The organism is Algoriphagus winogradskyi (genome assembly GCF_900182815.1).
GTDB lineage: Bacteria > Bacteroidota > Bacteroidia > Cytophagales > Cyclobacteriaceae > Algoriphagus > Algoriphagus winogradskyi.
In genome coordinates this window covers 750,261-775,526 of the sequence record NZ_FXUA01000001.1, presented here as the reverse complement: position 1 = coordinate 775,526, position 25,266 = coordinate 750,261, and the positions used below count along the sequence as shown (strand labels likewise).

22 protein-coding genes are annotated in these 25,266 nt (G+C 42.5%); 11 read left to right on the top strand and 11 right to left on the bottom strand.

Annotated elements, in window-relative coordinates; genetic code table 11:
* Window positions 1-53 precede the first annotated feature (53 nt).
* The 8 genes from QOL76_RS03310 (at window position 54) to QOL76_RS03275 (ending at window position 10,612) form a co-directional block, all read left to right on the top strand.
* Window positions 54-1,697 carry a TldD/PmbA family protein gene (locus QOL76_RS03310; RefSeq protein ID WP_283411603.1) on the top strand — a complete coding sequence of 548 codons (1,644 nt, stop codon included), beginning with the start codon at window positions 54-56 and terminating at the stop codon, window positions 1,695-1,697.
* 16 nt (window positions 1,698-1,713) lie between these two features.
* Window positions 1,714-3,036 (top strand): TldD/PmbA family protein, encoded by a 1,323-nt coding sequence (locus QOL76_RS03305; RefSeq protein ID WP_283411602.1) that lies wholly within the window; start codon window positions 1,714-1,716, stop codon window positions 3,034-3,036.
* Window positions 3,037-3,181: 145 nt separating this feature from the next.
* Entirely contained in the window at window positions 3,182-3,799 is a 618-nt protein-coding gene (locus QOL76_RS03300) for a DUF4159 domain-containing protein (RefSeq protein ID WP_283411601.1), read from the top strand.
* Between the two features lie 2 nt (window positions 3,800-3,801).
* Window positions 3,802-4,800, top strand: a complete 999-nt coding sequence (locus QOL76_RS03295) for an AAA family ATPase (RefSeq protein WP_283411813.1) — start codon at window positions 3,802-3,804, stop codon at window positions 4,798-4,800.
* Window positions 4,748-5,656, top strand: a complete 909-nt coding sequence (locus QOL76_RS03290; RefSeq protein ID WP_283411600.1) for a DUF58 domain-containing protein — start codon at window positions 4,748-4,750, stop codon at window positions 5,654-5,656. The genes QOL76_RS03295 and QOL76_RS03290 overlap by 53 nt, the downstream gene beginning before the upstream one ends.
* On the top strand, window positions 5,656-6,828 hold the full coding sequence (locus QOL76_RS03285; protein ID WP_283411599.1) for a BatA domain-containing protein: 1,173 nt from the start codon (window positions 5,656-5,658) through the stop codon (window positions 6,826-6,828). The genes QOL76_RS03290 and QOL76_RS03285 overlap by 1 nt, the downstream gene beginning before the upstream one ends.
* On the top strand, window positions 6,825-8,993 hold the full coding sequence (locus QOL76_RS03280; protein ID WP_283411598.1) for a hypothetical protein: 2,169 nt from the start codon (window positions 6,825-6,827) through the stop codon (window positions 8,991-8,993). Before QOL76_RS03285 ends, QOL76_RS03280 begins: the two co-directional genes overlap by 4 nt.
* Before the next feature lie 128 nt (window positions 8,994-9,121).
* On the top strand, window positions 9,122-10,612 hold the full coding sequence (locus QOL76_RS03275) for a hypothetical protein (RefSeq protein ID WP_283411597.1): 1,491 nt from the start codon (window positions 9,122-9,124) through the stop codon (window positions 10,610-10,612).
* Between the two features lie 195 nt (window positions 10,613-10,807).
* Here the strand turns inward: QOL76_RS03275 and QOL76_RS03270 are convergent, their stop codons facing one another.
* The 7 genes from QOL76_RS03270 to QOL76_RS03240 all read right to left on the bottom strand — a co-directional run bounded on the left by QOL76_RS03270 (window position 10,808) and on the right by QOL76_RS03240 (window position 15,826).
* Window positions 10,808-13,078, bottom strand: coding sequence for a xanthine dehydrogenase family protein molybdopterin-binding subunit (locus QOL76_RS03270; protein ID WP_283411596.1), 2,271 nt, complete (start codon window positions 13,076-13,078; stop codon window positions 10,808-10,810).
* A gap of 11 nt (window positions 13,079-13,089) precedes the next feature.
* The gene (locus QOL76_RS03265; protein WP_283411595.1) at window positions 13,090-13,548 is read right to left on the bottom strand and encodes a (2Fe-2S)-binding protein; all 459 of its coding nucleotides are present in this window, start codon (window positions 13,546-13,548) and stop codon (window positions 13,090-13,092) included.
* 115 nt (window positions 13,549-13,663) lie between these two features.
* Window positions 13,664-13,834: a hypothetical protein gene (locus QOL76_RS03260; protein ID WP_283411594.1), complete on the bottom strand. Its 171-nt coding sequence runs from the start codon at window positions 13,832-13,834 to the stop codon at window positions 13,664-13,666.
* Window positions 13,831-14,205: a helix-turn-helix domain-containing protein gene (locus QOL76_RS03255; protein ID WP_283411593.1), complete on the bottom strand. Its 375-nt coding sequence runs from the start codon at window positions 14,203-14,205 to the stop codon at window positions 13,831-13,833. Before QOL76_RS03255 ends, QOL76_RS03260 begins: the two co-directional genes overlap by 4 nt.
* 91 nt (window positions 14,206-14,296) lie before the next feature.
* A complete protein-coding gene (locus QOL76_RS03250) occupies window positions 14,297-14,899 on the bottom strand; it encodes a flavodoxin family protein (RefSeq protein ID WP_283411592.1) in 603 nt (200 codons plus the stop codon).
* A 12-nt stretch (window positions 14,900-14,911) separates the two neighbouring features.
* Window positions 14,912-15,358, bottom strand: a complete 447-nt coding sequence (locus QOL76_RS03245) for a nuclear transport factor 2 family protein (protein WP_283411591.1) — start codon at window positions 15,356-15,358, stop codon at window positions 14,912-14,914.
* Between the two features lie 18 nt (window positions 15,359-15,376).
* Window positions 15,377-15,826: a nuclear transport factor 2 family protein gene (locus tag QOL76_RS03240; RefSeq protein WP_283411590.1), complete on the bottom strand. Its 450-nt coding sequence runs from the start codon at window positions 15,824-15,826 to the stop codon at window positions 15,377-15,379.
* 293 nt (window positions 15,827-16,119) lie between these two features.
* Between QOL76_RS03240 and QOL76_RS03235 the strand changes: the two genes are divergently transcribed.
* Together QOL76_RS03235 and QOL76_RS03230 are read left to right on the top strand one after the other, a co-directional pair.
* Window positions 16,120-17,118, top strand: coding sequence for a sensor histidine kinase (locus QOL76_RS03235; protein ID WP_283411589.1), 999 nt, complete (start codon window positions 16,120-16,122; stop codon window positions 17,116-17,118).
* Window positions 17,115-17,822, top strand: coding sequence for a LytR/AlgR family response regulator transcription factor (locus tag QOL76_RS03230; protein ID WP_283411588.1), 708 nt, complete (start codon window positions 17,115-17,117; stop codon window positions 17,820-17,822). Before QOL76_RS03235 ends, QOL76_RS03230 begins: the two co-directional genes overlap by 4 nt.
* Window positions 17,823-18,015: 193 nt before the next feature.
* On the opposite strand, the gene QOL76_RS03225 is transcribed toward QOL76_RS03230, so the two are convergent.
* Complete coding sequence (locus QOL76_RS03225; RefSeq protein ID WP_283411587.1) at window positions 18,016-18,774, bottom strand: sulfite exporter TauE/SafE family protein; 759 nt, start codon at window positions 18,772-18,774, stop codon at window positions 18,016-18,018.
* A gap of 309 nt (window positions 18,775-19,083) precedes the next feature.
* On the opposite strand from QOL76_RS03225, the gene QOL76_RS03220 reads away from it, so the two are divergent.
* On the top strand, window positions 19,084-21,240 hold the full coding sequence (locus QOL76_RS03220; protein WP_283411586.1) for a TonB-dependent receptor: 2,157 nt from the start codon (window positions 19,084-19,086) through the stop codon (window positions 21,238-21,240).
* Window positions 21,241-21,365: 125 nt separating this feature from the next.
* On the opposite strand, the gene QOL76_RS03215 is transcribed toward QOL76_RS03220, so the two are convergent.
* The 3 genes from QOL76_RS03215 to QOL76_RS03205 all read right to left on the bottom strand — a co-directional run bounded on the left by QOL76_RS03215 (window position 21,366) and on the right by QOL76_RS03205 (window position 24,994).
* Window positions 21,366-21,887, bottom strand: coding sequence for a hypothetical protein (locus tag QOL76_RS03215; RefSeq protein WP_283411585.1), 522 nt, complete (start codon window positions 21,885-21,887; stop codon window positions 21,366-21,368).
* A gap of 376 nt (window positions 21,888-22,263) precedes the next feature.
* Complete coding sequence (locus QOL76_RS03210) at window positions 22,264-23,616, bottom strand: sensor histidine kinase (protein ID WP_283411584.1); 1,353 nt, start codon at window positions 23,614-23,616, stop codon at window positions 22,264-22,266.
* The gene (locus QOL76_RS03205; RefSeq protein WP_283411583.1) at window positions 23,606-24,994 is read right to left on the bottom strand and encodes a sigma-54-dependent transcriptional regulator; all 1,389 of its coding nucleotides are present in this window, start codon (window positions 24,992-24,994) and stop codon (window positions 23,606-23,608) included. Before QOL76_RS03205 ends, QOL76_RS03210 begins: the two co-directional genes overlap by 11 nt.
* Window positions 24,995-25,266 lie beyond the last annotated feature (272 nt).

Genomic DNA, 25,266 nt, shown 5'->3' with positions numbered 1-25,266 from the left:
GAATATGTTGCATAGGAGATTCAATGTGACCTACTACTTGTCAAATTTAAACCATGAAAAGAAGAGATTTTATCCACCTTTCCGGGATGGGGCTAGGAGCCCTCGCCACCTCCGGGTTAGTCATGATGGGAAATCCTGTCTCGGCTGAGCAACTGCTTGAGCCAGGTATGGATCCAGCGGCTAAGAAAGTACTTGCAGACATAGCATTGAATGCCGCCAGAACCAAAGGCGCTACTTACACTGATGTTCGTATCGGAAGATACTTGCGTCAAAATGTAAGCACAAGAGAGAAAAACGTTCAAAATATCTCAAATTCAGAGACGTTTGGGGTTGGCATTCGAGTGATAGCAAACGGTACTTGGGGTTTTTCTGCTACTTCAGATGTGACACCAGATGGCATTAAGAGCTGTGCAGAAACCGCCGTGGCTATCGCAAAAGCGAATTCCAAATTGCAAAAGGAACCTGTAGTGCTTGCTCCAGTAAGCGGTCATGGGGAAGTGACTTGGAATACCCCAATTCAGAAGAATGCGATGGAAATCCCTGTTAAGGATAAAATCGACCTACTTCTAAACGTGAATAATTCTGCGATGGACAACGGCGCTGCTTTTGTCAACTCCGCACTATTTGTAATCAATGAGCAGAAATATTTTGCTTCTACCGATGGTTCTTATATTGATCAGGATATCCACAGGATCTGGCCTACGTTTTCAGTCACCGCTGTGAACAAAGGTGCCGGCGGATTCCGAAGCAGGCAAGCACTAAGTGCTCCTATGGGAATGGGCTATGAATACATGGATGGCTTAGCCAAGGATAAAATGATGAATCCTGCTGGCTTTAATAGCTATAAAAATTCGTATGACATGGTGGAAGATGCAGTCAATGCAGCGAAACATGCCAAAGAGAAAATCTCCGCAAAATCAGTGATCCCTGGCAAATATGACCTAGTACTCGACCCTGATCACTTAGGACTGACGATTCATGAATCTGTAGGTCACCCGCTTGAGTTGGACCGTGTACTGGGCTATGAGGCAAATTATGCCGGTACTAGCTTTGCTACACTGGACAAATGGAAATCTGGTGACTTTAAGTATGGTTCTGATAAGGTAAATATTGTTGCAGATAAGATTCAGCCTTATTCTCTGGGAAATACAGGCTATGACGATGAAGGCGTAAAATGTAAGGAGTGGGATCTGATCAAGGATGGAATTCTTGTGAATTATCAGGCTATCCGTGATCAAGTTCAAATATTAGGAGAAAAGGAATCCAACGGTTGTGCTTTTGCAGATAATTGGAGTTCAGTTCAGTTCCAGCGTATGCCCAATGTTTCTTTGCGTCCTGGTAAAGAAAAGTTGAGTCCAGCTGATATGATTAAGAATGTCGAAAAAGGGATTTACATCCTTGGACGAGGTTCATATTCCATCGATCAGCAGCGTTACAACTTCCAGTTTGGAGGTCAGTTGTTCTACGAAATCAAGGATGGTAAAATCGCAGGAATGCTAGAAGATGTAGCTTATCAGTCCAACACGCAGGAGTTTTGGAATTCTTGCTCCCAAATATGTGATGAAGATGATTACAGGTTCTTTGGGTCATTCAATGACGGCAAAGGTCAACCTTCACAATCATCAGCAGTTTCTCATGGCAGTTCAACTACCCGTTTTGACGGTGTGAACGTGATCAATACGGGAAGAAATATTTAACCTCAACGCGGAAATTATGGCCATATTAACTAAAGAACAAGCAAAGCAAATTATAGATAAAGTACTTTCCTATTCCACAGCAGACGAGATGGAAGTTTCCATTTTCGGGGGAAGAACAGGCAATATTAGATATGCCAGAAACACTGTTAACACCAGTGGTGAGACCAATGAAATTAGACTAAGTGTCAATTCGGTATTTGGCAAAAAAGTAGGGTCATCTTCTACCAACGAACTGGATGATGCATCGCTCAAAAAGGTGGTGGCACGTGCAGAGGAAATCGCGAAGTTAGCTCCAGAAAACCCGGAGTATATGCCTATGCTCGGACCACAAACTTATCCAGAAGCCGCTACCTTCAGTTCGGCTACTGATAAAATAGATCCTGAGTTTCGAGCGAAACTTGCAGGAGACAGTATAGAGGTGAGTAGTGGAGGAGATCTGACGGCTGCAGGTTACTTGGAAGACTTCTCAGGATTCGTAGCAACTGGAAACAGCAAAGGGCTATTCGGTTATAATACCAGCACCTCTGTAGATTTTTCTATCACAGTGAGAACTACCGACGGAACAGGATCTGGATATGCTACACGTGATTTTAATGATGTAAACCTTTTGAATTCAAAAGAGGTAACAAGCATTGCTATGCAAAAGGCACAAGCATCTGCAAATGCACAAGCTATAGAGCCAGGCAAATACACAGTGATTTTAGAGCCTACAGCAGCTGGAGATTTACTTGGCTTGCTCACTAGAGGCTTTGATGCCAGAAGCGCTGACGAGGGGCGAAGCTTTATGAGCAAAAAAGGCGGTGGAACCCGACTTGGAGAGAAATTATTTGACGAGCGCGTGACCATCACTTCTGATCCTACCAATACAGAAATCCCTTCGTCTCCTTGGGATGGTGATGGCCTGCCGAGGCAAAAGACTACCTGGGTGGAAAACGGTGTTGTAAAAAATCTCGCTTACTCTAGGTATTGGGCCGAGAAGCAAGGTGTACCGCCACTTTCAAGTCCTGGAAGAGGTGGGTATATCTTTGCTGGTGGAAACGAGTCAATTGCAGATATGATTAAAAGCACCGAAAGAGGTGTGCTTGTGACTAGATTCTGGTACATCAGAGCTGTAGATCCTCAAACCCTATTGTTTACTGGTTTGACCCGTGACGGTACTTTCTACATTGAAAACGGTCAGATCAAATTCCCTGTGAAAAACTTCCGTTTCAATGAGAGTCCGATTATCATGTTGAACAACATTGAAGCAATGGGTAAACCTCAGCGAGTGGGAGGTGATCTGATTCCTGCGATGAAGATCCGGGACTTTACCTTTACTAGCTTATCTGACGCAGTTTAAACCAGTTTGCAGTGATCAGTTTGCAGTCTCAGTTCGGCTGCTTACTGATCACTGATTATTTATTGAAACTTGTTTTCTATAAACTGAACCAGCGACTGACTACTGTTAATCGTAGCTGCGATGATACTGAATACTATTCACTGAAATGCAACCTTTCTTCTTCACTAGAATAAAATACAATTCCGGCAATTGGGACACCGATCAGCGCATGCCGATCAACCTCCTAAATTCATTAGTGGAATACACTACCATTCCTGTGGACGAAAAGGAAAAAATAATGGAGCTGAGTAGCAAGGAGATTTTTAAGAGTCCCTTCTGCTATATCAGCGGACATAAGTTGGTGGAGTTCTCCTCGGTAGAGCGGCAGAACTTCAAGACTTATGTAGAAAATGGAGGCTTTGTCTTTGCCGATGATTGCAATCATGACATCGATGGGCTTTTCGCAAAATCCTTTGAAGCCGAAATGGCTAAAACCTTTGGAGCTGATGCGCTCCAGAAAATCCCCAATAACCACCCAATTTATTCCTCCTTCTTTGAATTCGAAGATGGCCCTCCGGCTACCTCATTTGAACTCAATGGCTGGGGAGATGACCTCATTCATGATTACTTGAAGGCAATTGTGATAAATGGCAGAATAGGAGTCCTTTATAGTAACAAAGATTATGGCTGCGAATGGGATTATGACTTTAGAAACAAGCGATTCCTGAAAGTCGATAACACTAAATTTGGTGTCAACATAGTGGTTTATGCATTAACACAATGAGTTTGGAAAACACAGAATTAACAGCATATAAAGAGTTGGTGGCTAAGATTCCCCAGCTCAAAAAAGAAATAGCTAAAGTCATCGTCGGTCAGGAATCTGTGATCGAAGAGATTATCATTACCCTGTTAGCAGGGGGGCATTGTTTGCTGGAAGGAGTGCCTGGCCTAGCAAAGACATTGATGGTGAATTCTCTTTCGCAAGGGATGGAGCTGAACTTCAAAAGAATTCAATTTACACCCGATTTGATGCCAGGGGATATTCTTGGAACTGAGATCTTGGAAGAAGACCATGAGACAGGGAAGAAGTTCTTTCAGTTCAATAGAGGTCCGATCTTCGCCAATATGGTGCTGGCTGATGAAATCAATAGAACGCCTCCCAAAACTCAGGCAGCGCTATTGGAAGCCATGCAGGAAAAGGTGGTGACCTACGGAGGGCAGCATCATCCGCTACCTGCTCCTTTTTTGATCATAGCGACGCAAAACCCGATTGAGCAAGCCGGAACCTATCCGCTACCAGAAGCGCAGCTAGATCGCTTTCTTTTATACATCAAATTAGGTTATCCTTCCGAGCAGGAGGAGCTGGATGTACTGGAAATGACTACAGGGACTTACAAAGGCAAACCTGAAGTAGTCTTCACTGGTATCGATATTCAGAACTTACAGAAGCTGACTAGAGAGGTTCATATAGATTCTCAGCTGTTGGTTTACATCAATAAGTTAATTCGAGCTACAAGGCCTGATAACTCACAAATACAGTCAGTTATAGATTATGTGGAATGGGGTGCAGGTACCCGTGCCGGGCAGGCTTTGATCCTTTGTGCCAAAGCTAGAGCCTTGGTGAAAGGCCGCTATTCAGTCACTCCTGAGGATATCAAAACACTCGCGTATCCTGTCTTGAGGCATAGGCTTTCCCTTCATTTCCGGGCAGAGGCTGAGAATATCCAGTCAGATGCCGTTATCTCCAAAATCCTCGAAGCGCTCCCGATACATGCAGGCAAGTAATCTGGAAATCATCAAACTAAATAACCTTAAGCTCGCCGCTAAGATCATCAGCGAGCAGCTGAAACATGGCGTACATCTCGGTAAGCGGGTTGGTGTGGGTTCTGAGTTTGAGCAGTACAGGTATTACGAACCAGGTGACGACCCTAAGCGGATAGATTGGAAGTACTTTTCCAGGTCTGGCAAGCATATGATCAAGGAATCCCAAACAGAAAGCCATTTGCAGATCCGTATGATGCTTGATTTGTCCGGATCGATGAACTACGAGGAAAATGGGATTAAGCGCTTAGACTACGCTAAAAACCTGCTTGCTTCTCTAGCATACCTAGCACATCAGCAAGGCGATTCATTGAGTTACTTTACCTGTCAGGATGGTAGAGTAGAGCAGAAGGTGTCTGCCTCTCCCAAAGCTTTCCAACGCATGCTCTATTTTTTGGAAGAAGAGACAGCGGCAGGTTCTTGGCCAGTGTCAAAGCAGGTGTTCCCAGTCTTGAAAAGCAGGCAGAAGGAATTGATCATTCTGGTTTCTGATTTTTTGCAAAAGGATAATGAGTGGCTGGACATAGTGGAGCAAATGCGCCACCCCAAAAAAGAGATTGTGCTATTCCAGATTTTAGGAAATCAGGAATTAGCGTTTGATTTAAAGGGCAATTTCACACTTCAGGATTTGGAGTCAGATCGATCAATTATTCTAGATGGAAAGGCGATAGAAAAAACCTATAACGATTCTATAAATAACTATTTATCAGAATTTAAACAATCTTTACTTATACCTCAAGTTCATTTGTTTCAGGTGCGATTGACGGATTCTATCGCCGGTGTGATCAGTGAATTTTTATCACAAAGATCCCTATTCTGATGCAGTTGCTACAGCCCATATTGCTTTGGGGTTTGCTCGGAATTAGCATACCTTTTCTTATCCACCTGTGGCGTGGAAGAAAGGGAAAGGTAATGTCTTGGGCAGCGATGCATTGGCTCCCAACTCAGGAAAGTTCTGTTGCAAAAGGCATACGATTAGAAAATATCTTGGTGCTTTTGCTGCGGATTCTGATGCTTGTGATATTGGTATTATTGCTCAGTAAGCTGTTTGTTCCAAAGCATAATAAAGTCTCTGAAGAGCGGATTGTTCATCTGGTGCAACCTAGTGGGCAGATCACTGAGGAATATAAATTTGAGCTTCAGCAGGCGCTGGAAAAAGGTGAAGAAGTCTATTGGGCAGATGAAACTTTGACCCCAATTGAATCTATAGAGGATTTGCTTTTTGAGTATATGACTTTAAATCTACAGGCAGCTCTGAATAAGCTTCCTTCTGAAGCTACTGACCTGAATCTGTATTTGAGCAATTCGGAAAACACGTTTGGTTCATCGTTCTTTTTAAGCAATATCAAACCAAACCTGTACTTAGGAAGTGCAGATATTACTACGCCTAAGCCTCAGACCGTTTCTTTAGGTGGAGAAAAAACACTGGTAGTAAACGAGCAAGGGTTATTGGATTCTCTTCCAAAAGGGCAACAAGCCGAAGGGGAAAGAGTATTTGAGAAGGAACGATTTGGATACTTGTTGAATGAAGTGTCTTCTTCAGAGCGGACATTTATCCAAGCCGCTCTAGATGCAATCAATGATGTTTACGGGTTTGAGTTTGAAGAAATGCAGCAGTTGGAAGAGGCAAAGTTGATTTTCGATAGCAAGCTGCCTGCTGAAAGGAAGAGTGATAAGCTTTACTTTGTCTCGGATAATTATTCCTATTCAGAGCAATCAAACTTGCTTACTTTCCCGGATCAGTTGGATTTTGAGGAATCTGAGTTGGTTCAGACAGGAAAGCTTCCGGAAGTGATTTTGGAGGCATTTCTCTCATTTTCTGGAATTGAGCAGCAAGATGTAAAGTTGAGCCAGTCTCAGTTTGAGAGCAGGTTTATAGTTGGAGGGAGAAATACCCAGGAAAAGAAAGCAAACCTCGACTTGCTCCTTTTAGGGCTATTGCTGCTTTGTTTTGCAGCTGAGCGATACTTTGCAAACCAACAAGGGATATGAGCAAAATCGAGCGCTATATCGCCAATATTGAGCGTCAACTCTTTCTGCAAGTTGGGTTGAAAGCATTGCTCTCAGGGTTTGCTCTGGCTGTATTTTCCATGATTTTCACTCCATCTATCTTTGCGATTAGTGTTATAGGGGTAATTGGATTCTTTGTTTTCGGGTACTTTTTGGGTTTGTTCCAACCTAAGCGAACACAGGCTTTACGGCTACTTCATGATAGTTTTCCTGACTTGGAATTCAGTCTGGAACTCCTTTCCAAACCCTCAAAAAATAGTGCAGAGCAACTTCAATGGGAGCGTGTGAATGCTACTTTTCAAGGTGGAGCTATTCAGGTTTGGTATAAGAATACCTGGCCTTTCCTGAGTGCGGTACTTCTAATTTTCGCAGTCTATGGTCTATCGCTTTTGAGCTTACCGACGGAAAATTCATCCAAAACTCAGGTTAAGTCGGAAGATAAACTGGAGGTGAATTCAGTGGCAAATTTGCCTGTGGATATGGGTTCTGTGGAAATTTCCATCGCCCCGCCTGCCTATACCGGCTTGCCAAATACTCTTCAATCAGAGCTTTCGGTCAAGACAATTATAAACTCTGATATCAAGTGGGTTGTGGAAATGGTGAATGCCAAGGATATATCTTTAGAATTAATCAATTCGAATGGGAAAAGCCTGCCTTTTACCAAATCAGGAGAACAATTTATTCTTCAGGATAAGGTCATAGGATCTGGGATTTATGCCCTTCAGGCGAAGAGAGATGAAAAGGTGGTATACGAATCTGATTATTTTCCAATGGAGGCAATTGACGATTTGGCTCCTGTGATTCAGCCCAGTGAAAAGGAGCTTTACAAGTACCACTTCACCAAGGATCCACAGGTCATGCAGGTTAAAGCCAAAGTGTCTGATGATTTCAAAATAAAGGAAGTTTATCTGGTGGCAACATTGGCTAGAGGTTCTGGCGAGAATGTCAAGTTCAGAGAAAATCGAATTTCCATACCGAAACAGAATTTCAAATCTGATGAGCTAGCAGTCACCCTGGATTTGAATTCATTCGATTTTCAGCCCGGGGATGAATTGTATTACTATTGGGCTGCCATGGATAATAGATTGCCTGAGCCTAATTTCTCCCGCTCTGACACCTACTTTCTCAATTATGTAGATTCCACAGGGGTGGAAGAACAGGACCTGATAGGCATGGCGATCCATGTGATGCCTGAGTATTTTCGTAGCCAGCGGCAGATTATTATTGATACTGAAAATCTAATAGCTACTCAGAAAAGTATGTCTGAGAAAGAATTTAATTCAGCCTCGAACCTAATTGGTAGCGATCAGAAGCTACTAAGAATGCGATACGGTCAGTACCTAGGTGAGGAAAATTCAGAAACTAATAATGGCTCTGAGCCTGTGGATTTCCTTGCTGGCCATGACCATGATCATCCTCATGAAGCTGGAGTTGTCAATTTGGTAGCTGAACCTGAAAAGGAAAAATCGGGTAGCGAATCTAAGAAAGCAGAGACAAACAACCTCGAAGACGGAATGGGGGGCTTAATGAGTGCATTTCTGAATAAAACCCAGACATCTACGAAGGCTAAAATGGATGAAAATTCTTCGATGAGCCTTTTGAAAATGGCATTGGAGGAAATGTGGGAGTCTGAGCTGCATCTTCGCCTATTTGAACCGGAAAAAGCCCTGCCATTTCAACACAAAGCATTGGAATACCTGAAAAGCGTACAGCAAAAATCACGAGCTTATGTGAAGAGAACGGGGTTTGATCCGCCTCCGATCAAGGAAGAGGAGAAGAGACTGACAGGTGAATTGGACGATTTGAAGGATCAAATTGAAATAGAGCAAATTGCTATGGAAAGCCGACTAGCACCTTTGGCGTCTCAGGTTCTAGGCTTGTTGCCAAAGCAGCAGCTTTCTGCCGTCGATAAGGCTTTGGTGCAGAAATTCGGAGAACTCTGGACAGCCCGTATGAACTATTCCGGTTTGCAAGATTGGTCGGTGTTATTGCAGCTTCAGGAGTTGAATTCCGGCAAAATTAGCAAGGAAGGAAAGAAGGAACTGTTTCAGAAATTATATCCTTTGATCGCCCGCAGAGAAGGTGTGAATGCATCTTTTCTCAAACAAAAAGAATTAGAAAAAGCCTTTTGGAGTAAGTTACAATGATTCAATTTGAACCTCTGATTTCCTGGACTTGGGCTTGGCTGTTTGCTGTGGCAATTTGTGTTATTCTTTGCGTTCAGCTTTTTTGGATACTGAAGAAGAATCTTAGTAGCTCAAGGAAAGCAATTAGAATGGCATTGAACTTCCTTTTTGGGCTCTTGCTGATAGCTTATATTTTTCAACCTACTTGGACCTCCAATCTACCGGAGGAAGCGATATTGCTATACTCTTCAGAGCTACCTAAAGATGAAATTGGTTTCTGGAAAGATAGTTTAAAGGTCAAAAGGACTAAGCAGATTTCTAAATTTCAAGGGGATGGAAATCCAGTTTATCTGTTAGGTTCCGACTTTTCAGAACAAGATTTGTTGGGCCTCTGGAATAAGGATATTCAATGGGTAACTGACTCTGAACGTGGGTCAATAACTTATTTGAACTGGAAAGGCATCCTCAGGAAAGGGGAAATGCAAGTAGTGAAAGGAAGAATAGAATCCACAGATACCCTGAGGTTATCACTTGCTCAGCAAGGTGAATTACTGGCAGAAACAATCATCGAAGCAAACTCTGGGATTTTCGAATTCGAATTTCCTGCACAGGTCGTGGGGAGAAATGCGTTGGATTTGATGATGAATGATAGTCTGCTGGGGAGGGTGAATTTCTTTGTTCAGCCATCCAAACCAATCCAGTATAAGCTGCAGTTTGCATTTCCTGATGCCGAAATCAGAACTTTGACTCAGTATTTAATCAACTCAGGAGAACAGGTGAATGAGCAAATTGCAATTTCAAAAAACGCGGTGATCCGCTCGGGAAATTCCGAACCTGATTCCCTGCAGTTCCTGATTATTGACCCAGCTCAGCTTTCCAAGAAATCAACGCTGGATGCAATCGATCAGGGAGCATCAGTTTTGGTGATGAATGGAAACGAGGTAAACAATGATGTCTCCGCGATTAATAAGGCCTTTGGGACCAACTTTAAAGTAAAGCGAACGAGTAACGAAGAAAGTCGGGTGATCGATGAGGACTTGGGAGGTGCTCCATATGAATTTGAATCCATTATCGCACAGAAACTACTCTTCGATAATGCTTTTGCAGTCCAGCAAATTGGAAATGCAAAGGTAGGCCTGAGTCTTTTAGAAAGCACTTTCCCCATCAAACTTGCCGGAGATAGCTTGAGGTATCAGGCAATTTGGCAGCAAATCCTGGGAGCTATGCTACCTCAGGAATCTGGAGCTGTTGAACTTAATCAACCTGTTTTTGGAGGCTTGCAGGCTGAAATTCAGATCAATGAAGAAGAATCCATAGCTGATTTTATTGCTATTGAATCCGATTCAGTTTTTTTACAACCATCTCTGGTAAATCCTTTTAGCAGGACTGGGCGCTTTGTGAGTCTGGACTCCGGATGGGTTTCTTTAGCAGATAGCTTGGAGTTTTATAGCTATGCAGCAGGTGAATGGCCAAGTTTGAGAGCTACTAAGCTCCGGGCGGATTTTTTGACTATGTATTCGAATAAGGATACTTCTTCAACAATTAATAATTCGAAAGAGAAAATCTCTGATTGGCTTTGGTTTGGGATGTTTTTATTGGTTTTGACTTTGATTTGGCTTGAGCCTAAGGTTCTCAATTAAGAGTGCGAAGTGTACTATATGGATGGGGAGAATAGTGATCTAGTCGTTTCTGCTCCATTTGTTATTCCAGTAGCCCGCTTATTTGCAGTTCACCTTCTAAAAATTTGGAGTAACCAAATCAACACTTGACTATGTCAATAGCTTGAAATCAAGCCCTCATTGACATAGCCAAAGTCGATTCTTTTGGATAAGAACTTACATTCTTAAATTTTTCATTTCTAGTATTTGGGGCTGGAATGGTTGCTCATAAAGCCTTTTGCCAGTTGCTTTGTAAAGCGAATTTCCTAATGCTGCAAAAACAGGTGGAAAGAGTGGTTCGCCCAATCCGGTTGGTTCTTCCTTATTATCTACGAAGTGAACCTCGATTTTCTTAGGAGCTTCTGAGTGGCGGATCATTCTATACGTGTCGAAATTTCTTTTGGTAGGAGCTCCGTTTTCAAATGCCATTTCCCCATAGAATGCATTGCCTATCCCATCAATTATCGCCCCTTCACCCATGTTGGCCGCTGCGTCTGGATTTACTACGATTCCGCAATCCACCGCTGCATAGACATTTTCTACTACGGGCTGATTGTCCTTGATACTCACATCCACCACTTCGGCTACATAAGAGTTATGACAGAAATAGGCTGATACGCCTCGGGAAATTCCATTTGGAACGTTAGACCAGTTGGACTTATCCCTCACTAATTCCAGCACTCCTGCATATCGCTTAGGATCATAGTCATTGTCCTTGCCCACGGGATTTGTTTCTGCTTTTTTCAGCAATTCCAGTCGGAATTCAATTGGGTCTTTGCCCATTTCCTCTGCCAATTCGTCCAGGAAGCTTTGCTCTGCTCCGGCGATAAAGTTGGATCTAGGCGCTCTGAAGGCACCAATAGTAATATTGGATTCAATTTGCCAACCTTCTGCCAGATAATTATCAATTGCCCCAGCTGGAAATCTATTCGCATGAATTGGAGATTCCGGAATCCCACCTGCTTTAACATGCAGCGCGAGTAGATTATTGTTTTCATCCAAGGCAGCGCGGTAAGTGGCAGAATAGGTAGGTCTGTAAACTCCGGCGCTCATATCATCTTCCCGGGTATAGACCATTTTCACTGGAGCCTGGATTTTCTGTGAAATCAAGGCGGCCTCAGTCAAATGATGGCTATAAGCCCTTCGGCCAAATCCACCGCCCATACGGGCAAGGTTGATTTGAATATTTTCTTTAGGTATTCCCAGACTGCTTGAAAGCGTTTGACTGATCTGTTCAGGAGCTTGGGTTGGTCCATAGATGACGGCTTTGTCTCCTTTCACATCCGCAAATGCATTCATAGGCTCCATGGTATTATGTGCCAAAAAAGGAGCGGTATAAGTTCTCTCGAGAACTCTTGCAGCTTTCTTGAAAGCAGCCTCAGGATCACCGTCTTTTCTAAGCACATTTCCAGGTTTAGTGATATACTCGGCCATCTTTTCCTTATGCGTATTGGAGTTCTCCAACCCGCTAGGAACTTTGACGTCAGATATATTTCCTCCCCATCCAGCCATTTTGAAATTGCTTTCCGGTGCTTTCTCCCATTCTGCTTTGATGCTTTTCTTGGCCTGTAATACTTCCCAGGTGGAATTGCCAACTATGGCAATGATCTCCGGGAATGTCGTGGTGTCAAAGAAATTACGGCCATAATCATCTTTAAAAATCTTTACTTCAAATGCATCCTGAATTCCAGGCATAGAAGTCACCGAATTTTTGTCAAAGGATTTGATCTTCATCCCAAATGCCGGTGGATGAACGATAGCCGCATACTTCATCCCTTCTACCTTATGATCCATAGCAAACATAGGTTTGCCTGTTACGATTTTGGATCCATCCACATTCTTTTTAGAATTACCAATGATTTTGAAGTCAGAAATATCCTTCAATTTGACTGTCTCAGGGTCTGGAGCTTCTAAGGTTCCTGCCAAAGAAGCCAACTCACCGTACCCAGCTTTTTTGCCTGAGTTTGTATGTTCTACCATTCCAGCATTGGTGGTGATTTCTCCTGCAGGCACATTCCAGGTTTGGGCTGCTGCATTCACTATCAGTTGACGCGCTGTCGCGCCTGCTGTACGCAAAGGAGTCCAACCAGAACGGATTCCCTGGCTACCACCTGTAAACTGACGTTCAAATCGCTTAGGATAAAAATCTGCCTGCTCTACAAATACATTTTTCCAATCCACATCCAGTTCTTCTGCTAGAAGCATAGGAAGGGAAGTCTTTACATTTGAACCAAATTCAGGATTTGGGTTGAAAAGCGTAACTGCCCCATTATCACCGATTTTGATGTAGCTGTTGATTTCAAACCATTCTTTAGGCATGGTCAGAACCTGCTCAGGAGTAGGCTTACATCCTGCCAGCCAACTAAAGCTCAGCATCATTCCGCCTCCTGCAAGAGTGGAGACTTTCAGAAAGGATCTTCTATTTAACTTTTTATCTAGTAATGTCATGATCTCGGGATTTAAGCTGATTTAGCGGCAGTTTTGATCGCTGCTTTGATTCTAGTGTAGGTTCCACAGCGGCAGATATTACCGTTCATCGCATTATCGATGTCCTCATCATTAGGACTGGGATTACTTTTCAAAAGTGCAGTGGCTGACATAATCTGACCTGCTTGGCAGTAGCCACATTGAGGAACATCATGCTCCAGCCAGGCTTTCTGTACAGGATGATCACCTTTTTCGGAGATACCTTCTATGGTGGTTATTTCAGCATTTTCTGCTGCCGAAACTGGCAATTGGCAAGATCTCACTGCATTGCCATCCAGATGAATTGTACAGGCTCCGCATTGTGCGATGCCACAGCCAAATTTGGTACCGACCAGATCCAGATGATCTCTCAAAACCCAAAGCATAGGAGTGCTAGGATCTACGTCTACGTTGAGAGATTTACCATTGATAGTTAAGTTGTACTGTGCCATAAGTGTTGTATTTATCTCTAAATTAATTATTTACAAGGAGTGATGCTTACGAAATTCAAACGAAACGCATATTCTGCCGCTGATAGGAGTAATTTAAATGGGTTCTAAATTTTCACTAGCTAGTTAACTGATTGATAAATGGCTGATCATAGAAGCTTTTTCCAGTTCCTCTATATAAGGCATTTGCCAAAGCTGCAAAGACAGGAGGGTAGGCAGGTTCGCCGAGCCCAGAAGGCAGAAAGTCCAGACCCACATGGACCTGAACTTTCTCTTGTAACCCAATCAATCTATATTTTCAATCGTCGATCTTCGAAATTGTGAGGGATTCATGTCCATTTCCTTTTTAAAGAAGTTGTTGAAATGTGTCACTTCTGTAAAACCCAAGGCATAGGCTATTTCTGATACATTCCAGTCGCTTTGCTTTAGAAGACGCTTGGATTCTGCCAGAATTCTTTCCCTGATAATCACCGATGTTGCCTTATGGAAAATCGATTTGACACTCCTGTTAAGATGATTAACATGGATATTGAGCTTTTGGGCAAAGTCCGAAGCTGATCTTAGTTTAATTGTATTTCGCAGGTCTGTCACAGGAAATTGACTTTCCAACAGTTCCATAAAATCTGCACTGATCCTGTTTGCGGCAGTATTTCCTGACATATCAGTTTTTATTCTTATTGGTGATTTACTTGCTGTCCGAATCATCCTGTTTTTAGTTCTGATTAATTTTTTCTGGCATCAATTTGAGGTTTTAAAAACCCAAGCTGCTCAGCCAGTCATTGACTTCCTTTTTTACTTCAACTTCTTTGGTACCCTCCATGACGAACAGGGTACCATCCCGCTCTATGCCTCCTTTTGTGGAATAGCCTTCCAGAATCTTACTATCAGGGCAGAGCTCTTCTACTTTATCAAAGCTGCTTCCTATTCCATAACCTGCATTGGTATTAAATGGAATGACAGTCTTTCCACTCAGGTCATTTTCACTTAGGAAGGTTTTCATAGGTGGTGGCAGTTGCATTCCCCATGTAGGAAAACCTAAAAAGACCACTTCATACTGAGTAAGATTAATTTTAGTCTTTAAGGGAGGCAGAATCCCAGTTTCATTTTCCTGAGCTACCTGTGCGACTATTGCTGCATAATCTTCCGGATAGGGAGTTTCCAATTCCAGACTAACCAATCTTCCACCTACCTTTTCGTAAATCATTTCCGCCACAGCTTTGGTGTTTTTGGTGCGTGAGAGGTAAACAATTAGAATTTTTTCCGATGCTACCTCACTCAGCTGCACTTCAGGCTGTGTTTGACTGCTGCAGCTCAGCGAGCTGAAGAGGAAGATGAACAGGAGGAAATTTTTCATTGGACGAGGAGTTTATCGGTCGCCAGGCCCCATTAGTTTGGTAAATGAGAGCGAGCCGAGTTTCCATCCCTCAGCCTTTTTAATGTATACTTCCGTGACTTCAAATGGATTGGTGACTTCATTACCACCGACTTCGGCGATCAGTGTAATGCGGTTGAGTAGGATGGCGGTATTGTCGATGATCTCTACAGAAACCTCATGGACATCGGTTTTTTTATACCAGATACCACCGCTCCGAATGATGTCAACTTCCCGGTCTTTGCCCCAGGCACCGCCCATGTGTACGAAAACCGATTTGTCATCAAATAGCTCCGCAAGTTTATCAGCATCCTTTTCTGCCATCCATTGCCACTTGGTCTTGGAGAGCTCAATGATTTCCTGTTTGGTAGCCTCCTCCTGCGCGTAGGTGAACTGGATTGCAAAAAGAAGAATTAATACTCCTAGGATTGTCTTTTTCATGGTTGCTTGGTTTTAGGATTAATGTTCTATCTCATGTGTATCACGCACACTACTGAAGGTCAGCGCGAGCATTTTCCATTCTTCGCCCTGCTTTTGATATACCTCTGTCACGGTAAATTCATTTTCCACATCATTTCCTCTCACGTGAGCAGTCAAGGTGATTCTATTCCAAACCAACGCAGTGTTTCCAGAGATCTCAATCGCCGTATCGTGTACATCCGCCTTCTTGTACCAAATGCTTCCGGATTCGATGATTTCAAGTTCCCTGTCTTTTTTCCAGCTTCCACTCATGTGAACAAACTTTGCTTTGTCATCGAATAACTTTTCCAGTTTGGCTACATCCTTATCGGCCATCCATTGCCATTTGTCCATGGAAAGCTTTTTGATTTCCAGCTCCGTGGAAGATTGGGCAAAAGTGAAGGAAACGCTGAATAATAGGAGGGTAAAAATGAAGAGGAGTTTTTTCATGGTTAGTTTGTTTTTGAAGTGCTAGTTTTCAATTGGTTGTAAATTGGATTAACCCAATTCATCAGTACTAATAGACGAAAAAAAATCCTAGGGTTTGGGGGAAATCAATAGACAGCAAGGTTCTCTCACCCAGTCAACTGATTTGATCTACGAATGAAAAAAGTGCAATTCTACAAATTGCCTCAAAAGACAGCTTTTGCCATTGGTTGGAGAAAACCTGTTTTCTGTAGAGCGCAACAGTCAGTTGGATGATCGCTGAGATTTGGTGTTATTTAAAATTCTAAATTTCGAAAATGAAGAATACTGTCATATCGCGTCCGGCATTCTATGCACTGCATGTACTATTCTGGTTTTGCTATGGAGCTATATTATTTGCCTCGCTGAGCAGCTGGATTGATTCTCCGTTGGAAATCTGGAAAATCGTCATTTCTGATGTGCTTACTTCCTCCGCCATCACGTATCTGAATTACTATTTGCTCCTGCCCAGGCTGTATGCCAAAGGCAAGCATCTTTCCTACGTTATCGCTTCACTTGCTTTGGTGATTGTCATTGTGCTTCTGAGAGTCAATATGCTCGGCATGTCACATCAATCTGTAGCTTATACTTATTTTATCAGATCGGTTCCGGCCATTGGTTTCTATTTGGTCACGACGGTGGTCTGGTTCTTTGCCAATCTGATCAAAGCTCAGCGAAATGAAATTGAACTTCGCAATAGTCAATTGGCCTCCGAACTGAAGTTTCTGAAGCTACAGCTCAGCCCACATTTCCTCTTTAATACCCTGAATAACATTTATTCCATGGCTTATTTCAAAGAGAATAATACCGCTCCGGCGATCATGAAACTCTCCGAGATGATGCGGCATATGCTCTATGAAGATCAGGGAAAGTTTGTATCACTTTCCAGGGAAATCACCTTTATGGAGAATTTTATTGAGCTGTGGCGATTGAAATTGGATGAGAAGCCCAAGATATTTTTCACTTATGAAGGTGTGAAAGATCGGCACAGGATTGCCCATCTGATATTTCTGGTTTTTCTGGAAAATGCCTTTAAACATGGAAATACAATTGATGGTACGATTGATATCAAATTGACTATTGACGCAGATGATAGGTTACATTTCTATAGTAGAAATGACGTGATCGATGCCCGAAAGACAGCAGAGGAAGAAAGTGGAGTGGGGCTTTCTAATGTGAAAAAGCGATTGAATCTGATCTATCCTGGAAAGCATGAGTTGACCTTGGATCAGCATGCGACGTACTTTGAAGTGAAGTTAACCATTGAATTAGGATGAGCTACCATGTTTTAATTGTAGACGACGAGCCGCCAGCAAGGAAGTTGCTTTCCGATTATGTATCCAAAATGTCAAATTTGGAACTCGCTGGGGTGTGCAAAAACGGGGAGGAAGCCTTGGGGTTTTTGAAAGAAAATCAGGTTGATATCCTATTGCTCGACATTCGCATGCCGCTGATGACGGGTATGGATTTGCTGAATGAATTGGAGGAAAAGCCACTCACTATTTTTGTGACTGCCTATGAGGAATATGCAGTCAAAGGCTATGAGCTGGATGTGATTGATTACCTGATGAAGCCGGTTTCCTTTGAGCGGTTTACAAAGGCAATCGAAAAGGCTACAGAATACCTTTCGGCGCAGGTGACTACAGAAGAGGCCACGGAGAAACCGGATTACTTTTTTATCAAGACCGATACCCGCATCGTGAAGTTTCTTTTTTCAGAAATCCAGGCGATTGAAGCGCAAAGAGAATATGTGAAATTTATAACACCAAGCCGGAAGGTGATGTCTCTGGTTTCCCTGACCGGGATTGCAAATGCCTTGCCTGGAGAATTTGTGCGTATCCATCGATCTTTTATCATCAATATGCGGCATATCGATGAAGTGCAGATTAATGAGGTTTTGATAGGAAAGGAGCTTTATCCTATCAGCAGGAATTATCGGGAGGATTTTTTCAGGAAATTGGATGGGATGAAGTTGTTGTGAGACGAATTGAAATATATTGAGTGCTTTTCCCCCTTTTCTACCAATAAGGTGGCAAAAGCAATGTAAGATCTGTTAGACTTAAGATTTGAGGCCACTTCAGCCTGTCCCGTTAGTACGGGAGTCTTCGGTCATCGGTCTTCCAACCTGATAAGCAAAGAATCTAAGGTGACTGGCATCATTGCGGATAATCATATTAAATATTTATCTCAAACCCATGCATCAATACAAGCCTTAGACCGACATAAATGACCAAAACAGCAGTCAGTCCACCAAGGATTCTCAGATTAAATTTTTTGCTTGATAGATAGGATCCTAGGCTTCCTCCCAGCACGACTGCGAGTACAAGTTTCCAGATCAAATCTGGATCAAGCTGAAAAGTGCCTGCAACGGTTAACCCTATTAGCCCGGAAATGGAATTCACAAGTATGAATACGGAAGCAAGTGCAGCTACCGTTCTTGGGTTTGCCCAGTTCAATAGATTGAGTGTAGGACTAAGAAAAATTCCCCCTCCAATACCGGAAACTCCGGCCAGTAACCCTACACTACCACCCAAACTCAATTTTTTGATCAGGCTAAATTCATGTGATTCTAGTTTGGCTTGAAGGTAGCGAAGCATCATTGCCACACCCGAAAGAATCAGGGCACCACCTAGAATTAGAAAAAATGCCTGCTGTGAAAGCTTCAGCTGCGCTCCCAAATAGGCCAATGGAATACTGGAAACCAGAAATGGCCAAAAGAGCTTAAAGTCAAACACCTTGTTGCGCATGAAGATTATCGTCCCGATCGTGACTACACAGATATTCAAGATCAGGGCGGTGGAGCGTATTTCGTAGAAATCCGTCAGAAATAAACTCATGATAGCCAAATAACTAGATCCGCCTCCGAAGCCGACTGAACTGTAAAATAAGGCGATGATGAAAAAGATGAGGGGTAGGTATTCTATGGTGAGCATTTAGAAAGCTAGGTTAGACACATGAAACTGTTCCTAAATTAATTTCCAAGTATCGAAATAGGTTTGAAAGCTATGAAATTGTCGAATTTTTGTTGGTCTTCCTATGAAGTGTAAATTATCAAAGGGTAAGTCACAGAATCATCACAGGTAAAAGTGGCTGACTTTTCTGGGAGAAAAATACGTTTTCCAAACAATAGCATAAGCAAATCAAATTTATTCCCATGTATTTTGGGAAGTAATTAGTTATTGAAAAATCGGGTTTTCAATCTTCCAGCCCTAAATTTGAAGACTAAACCTACCTATTCGTTTATGTCAATTTTTAATACCCAATTTGTGACGAAGATGTGCTTTGTCACAGGACTTAGCCTAGTTTCCCAAATTTCTTTTTCCCAAAGCAACGATACTATTCCCCTGACTCAGCTCGGAGAAGTGATGGTAACTGCGCAGAAAGAAACTGAAAATCTCCAGAAGGTTCCCATATCCGTGTCGGTAGTTGATGATCGGAAAGTGGAGGAAATGAACCTTTGGCAGACGAAGGATCTTCGAGGATATATTCCAAACTTGTATTCTTCCAATCCTGGAGACAACAGAAACGTGATTTCCATTCGTGGTATCACCACCACTTCCTACGAGCCAGCAGTGGCAACTTACGTGGATGGAGTGAATCAATTTGGTTTGGATACCTACTTTTTCCTGCTAAATGATGTGGAAAGAATAGAAGTACTTAGAGGTCCGCAGGGAACGCTTTATGGCAGAAATGCTATGGGAGGGGTGATGAATATTATCACCAAACCCAAGTCTGACGAGCGCTCCGGATTTATTCGTGCAGATGTAGGAAATTATGGTTTTTCTAGGATTGCTGCCGGTGTGAAGACCATGGTGCTTCCGCAAAAATTGTATGCAGGCTTTTCTATTTTGTCTGATAAAACAGATGGGTACTACACTAACTTGTATAACGACAGCCATTTTGACAAGCAAAAGAATTTGCTGTTTGCCGGCAATTTGAATTACCTCTTTGCAAAAAACTGGGAAGCAATAGTGAATTTCAAGAGCAACTCAGGAAGAAATAATGGTCCGTTCTCTTTAGCTCCAGATTCTGATTCTGCTATAGAGAATCCTTTTGAGGTCAATCAAAATGCAACCACTGAAATGGTGGATGACAGTCAAAATGTTTCCTTGGTGATCAAAAATACTGGACCGAAGTTCAACTTCTCTTCCCAGACTTCCTTCCAAAAGAACTACCGCTACTACAAGACTCCGATTGATGGGGATTTTTCACCTATTGATGGAGTATCCATTGTGAATGATTATGGCAAGGATTGGAATACTGTGTCCGTTTGGACTCAGGAATTCAGGCTGGCTTCTGTGAATTCAGGTCAGAAACTGAATTGGCAAGTCGGGTTTTTTGGATTCACCTCTGATGCACCTACCCGGCAGGGCGTTTATTTCGGTGATGATGCAGCACTGCTAGGTTCTCCGATTTCCAATTTCACTACCATCAATACCAATATAGCAACTGGTTACGGTTATGCGTTTTTCGGGCAGGCAACCTACAGTTTGACAGAGAAGTTGAAACTGACTGCTGGATTACGTTCTGATTATGAGAAAAAGGAGTTGACTGTTGGGCAGGAGATGGACTTTGGTCAGGGGGACCCTATGGTGACTCAGCCGGATACCACTGGAAATGTAGACTACAATGCTATTTCTCCTAAAGTTGCTTTGGCATATCAGCTGGCTAATACAAACGAGGTATATGGAAGTTACAGCCGTGGCTTCAGACCTGGAGGCTTGACCCAAATAGGTTCTGATCCTAGCAATCCACCGTTATTTGCCTATGATCCTGAGTTCTCAAACAATTTTGAAATTGGAAGTAAGAATTACTTTTTCAATAGAAGAGTTCGCGCAAATGTCGCGCTATTCTATACCACAATTTCTGATGTACAAATTCCAAGTTTAGTATTGCCGGATGCAATCGTAGTCACTCAAAATGCCGGTGATCTGACCAGCAAGGGAATAGAATGGGAGATCAACACTATTCCTACCAATGACTTGAGCATTGATTGGAGCTTCGGATACACACACGCGACATTTGATAATCTGATCCTTCCTGGAGAATCGGGAGAAGTGGATTACGCTGGAAACAGGCAGATTTTCACCCCGGATTTCACATCTATGGTTGCCGTGCAGTGGACACCTCAGTTTTTCAATTACAGCACGCTGGATTGGATGGTAAGAGGGGAGTGGTTGTACTTCGGAGAGCAGTTTTTCAATCTGGAAAATACGATCAGCCAAGATGCATATCAGATCGCCAATGCAAAGTTCGGGGTGGTTTCAGACACGATGGAACTGACCCTTTGGGCTAAAAATATCTTCGATGAAACCTACATTGACTATGCATACAACTTCGGCCCTTCGCATTTGGGAAATCCAGCGACGTTTGGGGTGACTGCGATGTATAAGTTTTGAGTAGTTTGAAATTATAGGTGTCATACTTTTCCAGTAGCTGGACCTGAATTTAAAAGCCTCTGAAATCATTTGATCTCAGAGGCTTTTTTCCATGTGTACAACCAACTTTCTACAAATGATAATTGCTATTCGATTTTTAGGAATTCTTTAAAATACTTCACCAGGTCCTTGTATTCCTCTGAATCAATTTTACCCTTTTCTATTGCATTTTCCACCACCTCATGGATTTCATTGAAAGGATAAGATGCACTCAAATGGTCATTCTCATCCATCCATTTTTTCAGCATTTCTATCTCATATTTATTGATATCTCCATCGGCCATGATACCATAACAAACTCCTTGGAGAAAGTGTAGATCGGCTTTGGTTTTATCCGTCTCTTCAAAGTTCGGTGCATGTTTTTCCAGTATTTCTTTGAGTTCATATATCTCTTCAGCACCTACAGTTCCTATTCTGACTTTAGCAGAAATCTCCTTATAAAAAGAATCAAAAGGTTCCTGCGTACAAAGTCCTTCATGAGTTTGACACCAAGCTTTGAGTGCCTCGTATTCGTTTCTAGTGATTCGTCCATCCATGGCGATACCATTAACCAAGCCATTTAAATTGTGAAAAGCTACTTGGGTTTGTGTTAAAAAGTTGTTTTCCATTTTATAATCCGTTTTGTATAAGTTACAAAGTATTGATTAACAATGAAATGAAGTTGGTGTGGTATTTTTTGAAGGTGATGCAAAATGATATGACTAGTACTTCCAGATTGCTAATCTCGAATAGCATTAGAAATCAGGCAGGACTGTTAGTGGAGAACTAACAGGGAATGATTCATAAAAGGCTTGAATAATCGCAATCTGAAGACTGCGTTAGATCTGGTCCTAGTCATGAGACTTGAACCAAGCATACCTCTGGATTAATTGGCTAACACTAAATTGTGACCTTTGCGTGTTCTCCGTGTGCTCTGCGGTTAAAAATTCTGGTACTGCAAATTTATTAAACCTTCGAGGTCTTGAAGACCTCAAAGGTTAGATGTTACCTGAAATTCATCGTGAATACTGTCCGTTCATTCGGGATGGAGGTGACTTCCAAACTGCCTTTGTGCAGATTCATAATTTGCCTTGAAATCGCCAATCCAATGCCACTCCCTGTTTTTTTGGTGGTGTAGAAAGGAACAAAAATTCGCTCCAAAGCTTCAGGAATAATTCCAGGTCCGGAGTCTTCCACCTGTATCATCAACCCTAGGTCTCCCTGTCCAATAGATGAAAGCCAAATCGTACGGTCTGCTTGATTCTGAAGGGATTCAGATGCGTTTTTTAGTAAATTGATCAAGATCATGGTAATCTGATCGGGATCACAATGAATCTCTAGATCAACCGGGTGGATTTTAGTTTCTATTTTCACATGAGCAGATTTCAGCTCTTCCCGCATTAGATTGAGTACATTTTCGAATAATTCGCTCACGGGCATGGTGACTTTTTTCGGGGCTGGAATGTTGGTGTAATCTCTATACGCATTGACGAAATTCACCAGTCCGCGGCTACGGTTGGCAATGGTATCCAGACCTTCCTGCATATCCATAAAGCCATCTCTTTTAATTAGAAATCCCTCTTGCTGCACGTAACTATCCTCATCCAAAATGGTACGAAGTGACTCTACCAAACTGGAAATCGGCGTAATGGAATTCATGATTTCATGTCGGAGTACCTTAGTCAGGTTTTGCCAGGCTTCCAACTCGTTTGACTGAAGTTCAGCATTGATATTTTGAAGGGAAAGCAAAGTCCAGCTTTGGCCGCCCATCTTCAGGGAAGTTGATTGAATAATAAGGTGGAGGGAAAGATTCACCTTCTTGGAAATACGCTGACCTGGCTTCATTTCCATTACATCTTCCAGAAGTTTTGGAGAGAGTTTGCCTAGGTCTGTGATGTCACGAAACTGCGGGATCTGCAGTAAATGCTTTGCAGCGTTATTGATCACGCCAATTTTTCCAGCATCATTGAAGGAAATAATCCCGGTATTGATGTGCTGAATGATGACTTGGAGAAACAACATCTGTTCTTCCTTTTCAGCTCGGGTTTGTTTGAACACCTCCATGACCTCATTGAAAGAAGTGTTTACCTCACGGAAGGAATTACCCATTTTACTGTCCGAAGTGAAGGAGCTGGAAAAATCTGCGTATCGTATGGAATCGAGAAATCTAGCCAGCTTATGGTTGATGGAATTGACATAATAAATCATTTCCCCAATCTGAATCAAAGCAATCAAACCTAAGATTGCCGGAGCAAGCCAAAGGTCCTGACTGTAATAAAGGTAAAGCGCAAGGTAGAGGTTCAGGATGATACCGATTATCCGAAGTCCAACGCCAAAGGAAAACCGCTTATAAACCATATTTTTCTAGTCTGCGATACAAAGAGGATCGAGTTAGTCCAAGTTCTTCTGCCGCCCGGGTGATATGTCCATTGTGCTTTTGCAGGGCCTTTCTGATCAAAATACGCTCTACATCCTCAATATTCAAGTGCTCCAAACTTACCGATTCATCCTGTCGCTCGGGTTGAGCCATTTTCTGCAAAAACAGATCTTCGGGTTGCAGCACATTATGATTGGACATGATTACCGCACGTTCAATACTATGTTGTAATTCTCGGATATTACCCGGCCAGTGGTACTTGGTCATGCGTTTTACCAGTGGTTCCGAAGCTTTACGTATGTCTTTGTTGTATTTTTTAGAGTAAAAGGCGATGAAGTGATCTGCTAAAAGTGGAATGTCTTCCACACGCTCACGAAGTGGAGGAAGCTGGATTTCTATAGTATTGATTCTATAGAGCAAATCCTGACGAAAGCCATTTTCATACACCATATTATGTATAGGCATATTGGTGGCAGAGATCAAGCGAATATTCACATCTACTGGACGGTTTGCACCCACACGAGTTACTTGTCGGTTTTGCAAAGCTGCTAAAAGTTTAGACTGTAGCGCGAGAGGGAGGTTTCCTATTTCATCCAAGAAAAGCGTTCCCTTGTGAGCCTGCTCAAATCTACCTGCCCGGTCTTCTTTGGCATCAGTAAAAGATCCTTTTTTATGTCCAAAAAGCTCTGATTCGAAGAGTGTCTGAGTAATAGAACCCAAATCCACTCCCACAAAAGCTTCTCTATTTCTTCTGGAATGCCGGTGAATCGCACGTGCAATCAATTCTTTCCCGGTACCGTTTTCTCCCAAAATCAACACATTCGCATCGGTGACAGCCACGCGCTCTATAGTCTCGAAGACTTTCTGCATGGCATCACTTTGCCCGATGATATCCTTGAACTTATTATCTATGTCCTGCTGCATCGTCTGCTTCTGATCCCGAAGCAGATCCACTTCCATTTTCTTTTTGCGAAGCTGCAGAGCAGAATTCAGCGTAGCTAGCAAGCGCTCGTTTTCCCAAGGCTTTAGCACAAAGTCCGATGCGCCTTCCTTGATTGCTTTCACCGCAAGGTTTACATCTCCATAAGCAGTGATCAAAACTACGACTGCTGAAGGGTCAAGCTCGAGAATACGATCCAGCCAATAGAATCCTTCCTGACCCGAACTCACATCTTTGGTGAAATTCATATCCAATAGAATCACGTCATAGGATTCATTATGAGTAAGGATAGGTAGTAGGTCAGGATTGGTTTCCGTATCCACTTGAGAAAAATGCCGCTTTAGAAAAATTTTCGCTGCCTTTAATAGGTCCTCGTTATCATCTACAATTAGAATTTTGCCTGTACGTTGCTCGCTCATGATTTAAAGAATTTATTCAGACGCGGAAAAATTTCCGTCGTGTTGTACCCCCTTGTTCCAAAAGCATACCGAAAAACCATCCTGTTTAAATTTGATACAAAACGTTTGATTTCGGACAAACTAGGCATGTTTTTTAGAAAATGAGGTGGGAGATAAGTTAGGGAAAAAATAGTCGACTTTGAATTCTTTTGTTCGCTCGCGGACGAAAATGTTCGCGAGTCTCGCTCTGGATTTTCTATAAATCAACGAAACAAGCTTGTAAGGACGATTTT